The 7,999-nt window shown below is 62.5% G+C and carries 7 protein-coding genes; 5 read left to right on the top strand and 2 right to left on the bottom strand.

Features of this window, described 5'->3' with window-relative positions:
• Window positions 1-1,265, top strand: a 1,265-nt coding sequence (locus WCA85_RS30250) for an ABC transporter permease (RefSeq protein ID WP_424068550.1), incomplete at its 5' end; no start/stop codon positions are given.
• Window positions 1,266-1,315: 50 nt separating this feature from the next.
• A complete protein-coding gene (locus WCA85_RS30255) occupies window positions 1,316-2,635 on the top strand; it encodes an AAA-associated domain-containing protein (RefSeq protein WP_424068555.1) in 1,320 nt (439 codons plus the stop codon).
• 33 nt (window positions 2,636-2,668) lie between these two features.
• Here WCA85_RS30255 and WCA85_RS30260 read toward each other — a convergent pair whose 3' ends face one another.
• Window positions 2,669-3,388 (bottom strand): aspartate/glutamate racemase family protein, encoded by a 720-nt coding sequence (locus WCA85_RS30260; protein WP_424068551.1) that lies wholly within the window; start codon window positions 3,386-3,388, stop codon window positions 2,669-2,671.
• A 253-nt stretch (window positions 3,389-3,641) separates the two neighbouring features.
• On the opposite strand from WCA85_RS30260, the gene WCA85_RS30265 reads away from it, so the two are divergent.
• Window positions 3,642-4,952, top strand: a complete 1,311-nt coding sequence (locus WCA85_RS30265; protein WP_424068552.1) for a cation:proton antiporter — start codon at window positions 3,642-3,644, stop codon at window positions 4,950-4,952.
• Between the two features lie 53 nt (window positions 4,953-5,005).
• Here the strand turns inward: WCA85_RS30265 and WCA85_RS30270 are convergent, their stop codons facing one another.
• Complete coding sequence (locus WCA85_RS30270; protein WP_424068553.1) at window positions 5,006-5,494, bottom strand: PRC-barrel domain-containing protein; 489 nt, start codon at window positions 5,492-5,494, stop codon at window positions 5,006-5,008.
• Between the two features lie 109 nt (window positions 5,495-5,603).
• Between WCA85_RS30270 and dinB the strand changes: the two genes are divergently transcribed.
• Together dinB and WCA85_RS30280 are read left to right on the top strand one after the other, a co-directional pair.
• Complete coding sequence (gene dinB, locus WCA85_RS30275) at window positions 5,604-6,794, top strand: DNA polymerase IV (protein WP_424068556.1); 1,191 nt, start codon at window positions 5,604-5,606, stop codon at window positions 6,792-6,794.
• Window positions 6,785-7,999, top strand: a 1,215-nt coding sequence (locus tag WCA85_RS30280; RefSeq protein WP_424068554.1) for an amidohydrolase family protein, incomplete at its 3' end; no start/stop codon positions are given. The genes dinB and WCA85_RS30280, both read left to right, overlap by 10 nt.

Raw genomic sequence — 7,999 nt, forward strand, 5'->3', positions numbered from 1 at the left:
CGGTGCCGCGCGATCTGGATGAAGTCTCGCGCGGCTTTCACCTTACGTCGTGGCAGCGGTTCTGGAAGCTCGAGGTGCCGTTCTCGATGCCGGGCCTCATCTGGAACATGATGATGTCGATGTCGGGTGGCTGGTTCTTCGTGGTGGCGTCTGAAGCGATCACGGTGGGCAACAACACGATCACGCTCCCGGGCATTGGCGCGTATCTGGCGCAGGCCATCACTGACAAGAACATGCAGGCGATTGGCTGGGTGATTCTCGCCATGACGGTGGTGATCATTGCGTACGACCAGTTGCTGTTCCGTCCGCTGGTCGCATGGGCGGACAAGTTCCGCATGGAGAACACCAGCTCTGGCGATGCCCCCGAGTCCTGGCTGCTCGACCTGGTGCGCCGCACCCGTTTGATTCACCGTAGCCTCGGGCCGTTGGGCGTGCTGTTTGCCAAAACCGCGCGCGTGCCGATGCGTGTGCCGGGCTTTAGCGGTATCAAGTTCAGCCTGCCGCGTAGCCGGGCCTCATCGCGCATGGCCGATATCGTTTGGGGGATTCTGGTGATTCTCCTCACGGTGTATGTGGTCTACCGCGTCGTGGCTTATGTGCGTACCGGCGTCACGCTCGATGAAGTGGGGCACGTGTTCGTGCTGGGCCTGATCACGCTGCTGCGAGTGGCCTTACTGATCGCGATTTCTTCGATCATCTGGGTGCCGCTTGGCGTGCTGATCGGGCTGCGTCCGGCATTGGCCGAAAAGATCCAGCCAGTCGCGCAGTTCCTCGCTGCGTTTCCGGCCAACCTGCTGTTTCCGGTGTTCGTGATCGTGATCGTGCGGTTTCACCTGAACCCGGATATCTGGCTCTCGCCGCTCATCGTGCTCGGCACGCAGTGGTACATCCTGTTTAACGTGATCGCGGGGGCGAGCGCCTATCCGAACGACTATCGCGAGGTCTCGAAGAACTTCGGCATCCGCGGCTGGCAGTGGTGGCGCAAGGCGATGCTGCCGGGCATTTTCCCGTACTACGTTACGGGCGCGATCACCGCTTCGGGCGGCGCGTGGAATGCAAGCATCGTGGCCGAGTTCGTCCAGTGGGGCGATACCAAGGTCGTGGCCCACGGTCTGGGCGCGTATATCGCGCAGACAACCGCCGCGGGCGACTTCCCGAAGATCATTCTCGGTATAGCTGTGATGTCCCTGTTCGTGACGATGTTCAACCGCCTGCTGTGGCGTCCGATGTACGCCTATGCCGAATCAAAGCTTCGGCTCGATTGAGAGTAAACACGATGCTAAATCTAAAGTTTGTATCGGCCGACGGGCCGACCATGATGGCTCCTGGTGCTCCCTCCACGGCGGTGCGCCTCGGTGAAGAAATCTTGCGCGTCAAAGACGTGACTCGCGGCTTTGACAAGAATCAACCTGAATTGCTGGTGCTCGATGGCGTCAACCTGGCGTTGCGTGAAGGGGAGATCGTCGGCATGCTGGGCCGTTCGGGCTCGGGCAAGTCGACGCTCCTGCGCATCATCGCCGGCCTGATCGAGCCGACCGATGGCGACGTCTCGTACCTCGGCAAGCCGCTCAAAGGCCCCGCCAAGGGTGTGGCGATGGTGTTCCAGACCTTCGCGCTGTTCCCGTGGCTCACCGTGCTGCAGAACGTGGAAGCCGGTCTCGAAGCGCAGGGCGTGGGCGCGCGCGAGCGGCGCGAACGCGCGCTCGCGGCCATCGACCTGATCGGTCTGGACGGTTTTGAAAACGCTTATCCGCGCGAGCTGTCCGGCGGTATGCGGCAGCGCGTGGGCTTTGCGCGCGCGCTAGTGGTCGACCCGACGCTGCTGCTGATGGACGAACCGTTTTCCGCGCTCGACGTGCTGACCGCCGAAACGCTGCGTACCGACCTGCTGGATCTGTGGACGCAAGGGCGTATGCCGATCAAGTCGGTACTGATCGTCACGCACAACATCGAGGAAGCGGTGTTCATGTGCGACCGGATTTTGGTGCTGTCGTCGAATCCGGGCAGGGTGATCGCCGAGATCAAGGTGCCGTTCAACCATCCGCGCAACCGGCTGGACCCGGCGTTCCGCCGTCTGGTGGACGAGATCTACGCCAAGATGACTGCGCGTCAGACCGACGAGTCGACCAGGAAGGGACTGGAACTGGGCAGCCAACTGCCGGAGGTTTCCACCAACCTGATCGCCGGTCTGATCGAAACGCTCTCTGCCGCGCCGTACCACGGCCGCGCCGACATGCCGGAAATTGCCCGTTCGCTGCATCTCGAAGTGGACGATCTCTTTCCGGTGGCCGAAGTGCTGCAACATCTAAGCTTCGCGGAAGTCCGTGAAGGCGACATTGTGTTGACGCCGCCGGCCCGTGTGTTTGCAGAACTCGGCACCCAGGAACGCAAGACGATGTTCGCCGAGCATCTGCTGCGTCACGTGCCGCTTGCCGCGCGAATCAAGAAGGTGCTCGACGAGCGTCCGGGCCATCGGGCGCCGCGTGTGCGTTTCGAACAGGAGCTGGAAGACTTCCTCACCGACAGCGCAGCGCAAAATACGCTTGATGCCGTGATCAACTGGGGCCGCTATGGCGAGGTCTTCTCGTACAACGACCAGACCGAACTGTTCAGTCTCGCTGACGTCGAGGCCTGAACAGCGGCACTGAAGGTGAAGGGCACAGCGGCATCACATCGCCGCTGTGGCCTGATGCTCACGTTCGATCGCCCAGTCGACGGCGGCCTGCGCATGCAAGGCCGTCGTATCGAACACCGGCAGCACCGAATCTTCGGGCTTGATCAGCAGGGTGATTTCCGTGCATCCGAGTATCACCGCCTGCGCACCGCGTGAGGCGAGTTCTTCGATCACGCGCTGATAGGTGCGCCGCGATTCGTCTTCTATTACGCCATGACACAGTTCGTCGTAGATGATGCGATGAACGTCGGCGCGATCGTCTTCGTTGGGGATCAAGGTATCGAGCGCATAACGCTCGCGCAGCCGCCCGGTGTAAAACGTGTGCTCCATGGTGTAGCGTGTACCGAGCAGGGCGACGCGTTTGATTCCCGCTGCACGCAGGGCGCCGCCGGTTGGATCGGCAATGTGCAGAAATGGAATCGTGATGGCCTGTTCGATCGACTCGCAGACCCGGTGCATCGTGTTGGTCGCAAGAATCACGAGGTCCGCGCCGCCGGCTTCGAGATGACGTGCTGCATCGGCCATCTGCGCGCCGAGGGCGGTCCAGTCGCCGGCGCGCTGGCTCGCTTCCACTGCCGCGAAGTCGACCGTCAGCAGCAGACTGCGCGCATTGTGGTGACCGCCTAGCCGCCGTTTGGCGTGACGGTTGAGCAGCCGGTAATACTCGGCAGACGACTCCCAACTCATGCCGCCAATCACACCAATCGTTTTCATCTGCCTGTCCTGAGTTGCGGGATGAAGGCGCGCGTCCTGTTTTAAAGGTCCACTTAGGATGGCGCGCGCATGCCTTAGCGGCGAGTATAGGCGCTCGGCGGCCGTTGCTCAGCAAACCTGGCGGGACTATGCGACCGACCGGCGTCCTCTGCCAGAAGCGCCTGCGAGGCCATTCGCCCCGCCAGCCTCCGCGCCAAGGCACACCCATTGCTTGCCAGCCTTCGACACAGCTAAAACATAAGCAGGCAACTGAATGACGCTTGAAGCAACCGTGTCTATCGTGGTGGGCGTGCTGCTGGTGTCGATGGCGGCTTCAACGCGCCTGATGGCACGGCTGCCGCTAACCGGGGCGATGGTCTACCTGGCCGTGGGTATCGCGATGGGTCCTGCGTTCGCCCATCTGTTCACGCCCAATCTTGACGAGCAGTTGCGCATGTTGCGCGGCATCACTGAAACGGGGCTGCTGATCTCGCTGTTCGCGATCGGCATGTACCTGAGGGTGCCGTTGAGCGATCCGCTGTGGCGGCTGCCATTGCGTCTCGCAGGACCCGCAATGCTGGTGACCATCGCGCTGATGTATGCGGCGGCACGCTGGGGAGTGGGACTCGCCGCCGGTCCGGCATTGATGCTGGCGGCAGCACTCGCGCCGACCGACCCTGTCCTCGCCAATGAATTGCGGGTCCTGGAGGCGGGCGACGATGAGCCGCTGCGTTTCTCGCTATCGGCCGAGGGCGGCCTCAACGACGGCGCCGCGTATCCGTTCGCCATTGCCGCGCTCTGGATATGTGGTGTACCGACTTTCGGCAGCACGAACGGCTGGACGTTCGGGGCCACGGTGGTGTGGGGCATCGTTAGCGCGCTGCTGATTGGCTGGCTGCTGGGTACCGGCATCGTCGTGATTGCCACGCATCTGCGCACGCGGCACGAAGAGGCGCTGGGGCTCGAAGGTTTCTTTGCTCTCGGATTGATGGCGCTCAGTTATGGGGCAGCGCTGCTGGTACATGGATACGCCTTCATCGCCGTGTTCGCGGCGGGCGTCGCGGTGCGCAGACAGGAATTCAAGGCGACTGGCGAGCAGGTTCCCAATGACGCGCTGAAGTCGGTGCAACGCGGCGCGAGTGACGAGGCCGCCAAGGACCCCGACCTTGCTCACGCCTACATGGCCGAATCCATGATGGCGTTTTCGGTTGAGATCGAGCGGCTGGTGGAACTCGCGCTGATGCTGATCATCGGCAGTGTGGTCTCCTTGCATTGGCGCGAACTGCTGCATTGGTCCGTTATCTGGCCAGTATTGGTTCTGCTGTTCGTTGCCCGTCCTGTTGGCGTCATGATTTCTCTGCTGGGCTCCGGGCTTAACCTGCACCAGCGTCTGCTGAGCGGCTGGCTGGGGATTCGCGGCGTCGGTGCGTTCTATTATCTGCTCTACGGGCTGGAGCAGGTGAGGGGGCCCGTGCTTGCGCCCATCATCCCTATTGTTCTGGCGACCATCGTGTTGTCCGTGGTGCTGCATGGGGGCAGCGCCACGGCATTGCTGCATCGGTATTTCGGCGGGCGTGAGCGGTAACGCGGTTTAGATAGCCCACCGCCGCCGTTCCAGGCAAGCCTGGGTCAGACCTATCAGAGCTCGCTCTGCCGTGCTTCGACGACATCGTGAGTGGAAGTCCAGTAAGGCTTGCGGTGATAGTAATCATGCACCGACGACGCCCAGAGCGGGTCTGCCATTGCGGGCCAATGATCCCTGTCGAAACCAGGGGCGGTTTTGATCTGCTCAGCCATCAGCTCAACGAGGAAAATTTTCTCGTCTACATTGAGCGTCAACGCACCCCACGGTATTGCGTGAAGGGTCGTTCCCACGCCGAGAAATCCACCTTCCGATAACACGGCATAGGCAATCCGGCCTGTGCGCACGTCAAGCATGATGTCGGAGATTTTGCCGACATGCTCGCCGTCGATGGTGACCACCTTATTGCCGTCGAGTGTGGCTGCGGCCATGACGTCGGGACCCGGGCCGTCGCCCACGCCGATGCCAACGATACCCGCGCCCTGGTCGGCTGGCGGGGACTGGAACTGGGACTGGGACTGCTTGGCTGGATTGGTGGGGATCATAATCGCCTCCTGAAGAGTGGAACCCTACCCGCGCAACCCGCGTGCCCAACCATTGCCTGCCGTCTTCGCGTCTCCGTGCCTTGATAAAAACACTGTATTTTTGTACAGTATTAGCATCTTGAACCCGATCGTCCCTCCTGCATCGTCGGCTGTGCCATCCGCGTCGTCTGTCCGCAAGATCATCCATTGCGACTGCGACTGTTTTTATGCGTCGGTTGAAATGCGCGACGACCCAACGCTGCGCGGCCGGCCATTGGCGGTGGGCGGCCGCCCCGACCATCGCGGCGTGATCGCCACCTGCAATTACGAGGCGCGGCGTTTCGGTGTGCATTCGGCCATGTCGTCGGCGCTTGCCATGCGCAAATGTCCGGAGTTGCTGATCTTGCCGCCGTCCATGGAGAAGTACCGCACCGCCTCGCGCCAGATCATGGCCATCTACCGCGATTACACGGCAGAGGTTGAGCCGCTGTCGCTCGACGAGGCCTTTCTCGACGTCACCCGCACGGACCGTTGTAAAGGCAGCGCCACGCTGATGGCAAACGAGATTCGTGAGCGCATTCGCGCGACAGTGGGCGTGACGGTATCCGCGGGCGTGGCGCCGAGCAAGTTTGTCGCGAAGATCGCGTCGGACTGGAACAAGCCGGACGGTCTTTACGTAGTGCGTCCGCATGAGGTGGATGCGTTTGTGGCCGCGCTGCCGGTGCGCAAGATTTTTGGTGTCGGCAAGGTGACCGCTGCAAAGCTCGAAAAGCTCGGGCTCACCACCTGCGCGCAGTTGCGCGAGTGGCCGCTGATGGATCTGCACCGCCAGTTCGGTGTGTTTGGCAAGCGCTTGTACGAACTCTCGCGCGGCATCGACGAACGGCCCGTGCGGGCCGACCAGGAGCGCAAGTCGGTGAGCGTCGAAACGACCTATGTGACGGACCTGCGCACGCTGGATGAATGCGCAACAGAACTGCTCCGCCTGGCGGAACAACTCGATGTACGCATTGCACGGGCCGAAGCCGCTGCGGCCGTGCGCAAGCTGTTCGTGAAGATCCGCTTTGCCGACTTTCAGCGCACGACGGTCGAGTGCGTCGGCGAAGTCACCCATGTGCCGACGCTGCTCGCGCTGCTGGAAAAGGGTTTTGCGCGTCGCAACCAGCCGGTGCGTCTGCTGGGTGTAGGCGTGCGGCTCGAAGAGGACGACGCCTCGCAGACCGGCCAGTTCGCGCTGTTCGAGGACGACGCGAACACTCCCCACGCGCTTTCTGACGCCGATAGAATCGGAGTCAGTCAAAGGAGCGATATATGGACTTGATCATCCGCCGTGCCCGTTTGCCGCGTAGCGTGTCAACGCATCAGGATCTGGTCGATATCGGCATCGAGTCCGGCCGCATTTTGGCCGTCGAGCCGCGGCTCGCGGCGAACGCAGCGGAGGAAATCGACGCCGCCGGGTGCCTCGTCACGCCGCCGTTTGTGGATCCGCATTTCCACATGGACGCCACCTTGTCGTACGGCTTGCCGCGCGTGAACGCGTCCGGCACCTTGCTCGAAGGCATTGCGTTGTGGGGCGAGCTCAAGCCGGACCTGACGCAGGAAGCGTTGATCGAGCGGGCGCTGCAGTATTGCGATTGGGCGGTGGCGCGCGGGCTGCTCGCCATCCGCAGCCATGTCGACGTCTGCGATCCTCGTCTGCTCGCCGTCGAAGCCTTGCTCGAAGTCAAGCGGCGCGTCGCTCCCTATCTGGATCTGCAACTGGTCGCATTCCCGCAAGACGGGGTGTTGCGTAGTCCAGGCGCCTTCGACAACCTCAAGCGCGCGATAGCGATGGGTGTGGACGTAGTGGGCGGCATTCCGCATTTCGAGCGCACGATGGCCGATGGTGCGGAGTCGGTACGAATCCTGTGCGAGTTTGCGGCGGAGCAGGGCTTGCGCGTCGACATGCACTGCGACGAGTCCGATGACCCGCTCTCGCGTCATATCGAAACCCTCGCGGCGCAAACGCACCGGCTCGGCTTGCAGGGACGGGTCACAGGTTCGCACCTGACCTCGATGCATTCGATGGATAACTATTACGTCAGCAAACTGCTGCCGTTGATGCGCGAGTCGGGGGTGGCGGCGATCGCCAATCCGTTGATCAACATCACGCTACAGGGCCGCAGCGATACGTATCCGAAGCGGCGCGGCATGACGCGCGTGCCGGAAATGATGGCGGCGGGCATCAATGTCGCGTTCGGTCACGACTGCGTGATGGACCCCTGGTACAGTCTCGGCTCGGGCGACATGCTCGAAGTGGCACATATGGGGCTGCACGTCGCGCAGATGACCGGCATCGACGCGATGCACGCGTGTTTCGATGCGGTGACGGTGAATGCAGCGCGCATCCTTGGACTCGAAGGCTATGGGATCGCGCCAGGCTGCGAGGCGAACTGCGTGGTGCTCGATGCGCGCGATCCGGTGGAAGCCATTCGCCTGCGCGCCGCGCGGCTTGCGGTGGTGCGGCGAGGCAAAGTGGTCGCCCGC

Origin of the sequence: Paraburkholderia sp., from assembly GCF_049581445.1 — a bacterium.
Lineage (GTDB): Bacteria > Pseudomonadota > Gammaproteobacteria > Burkholderiales > Burkholderiaceae > Paraburkholderia.

Coding starts and splice junctions, on each gene's coding strand:
- WCA85_RS30255 (WP_424068555.1), top strand. CDS start 1,316: ATGATGGCTCCTGGTGCTCCCTCCACGGCGGTGCGCCTCGGTGAAGAA.
- WCA85_RS30260 (WP_424068551.1), bottom strand. CDS start 3,388: ATGAAAACGATTGGTGTGATTGGCGGCATGAGTTGGGAGTCGTCTGCC.
- WCA85_RS30265 (WP_424068552.1), top strand. CDS start 3,642: ATGACGCTTGAAGCAACCGTGTCTATCGTGGTGGGCGTGCTGCTGGTG.
- WCA85_RS30270 (WP_424068553.1), bottom strand. CDS start 5,494: ATGATCCCCACCAATCCAGCCAAGCAGTCCCAGTCCCAGTTCCAGTCC.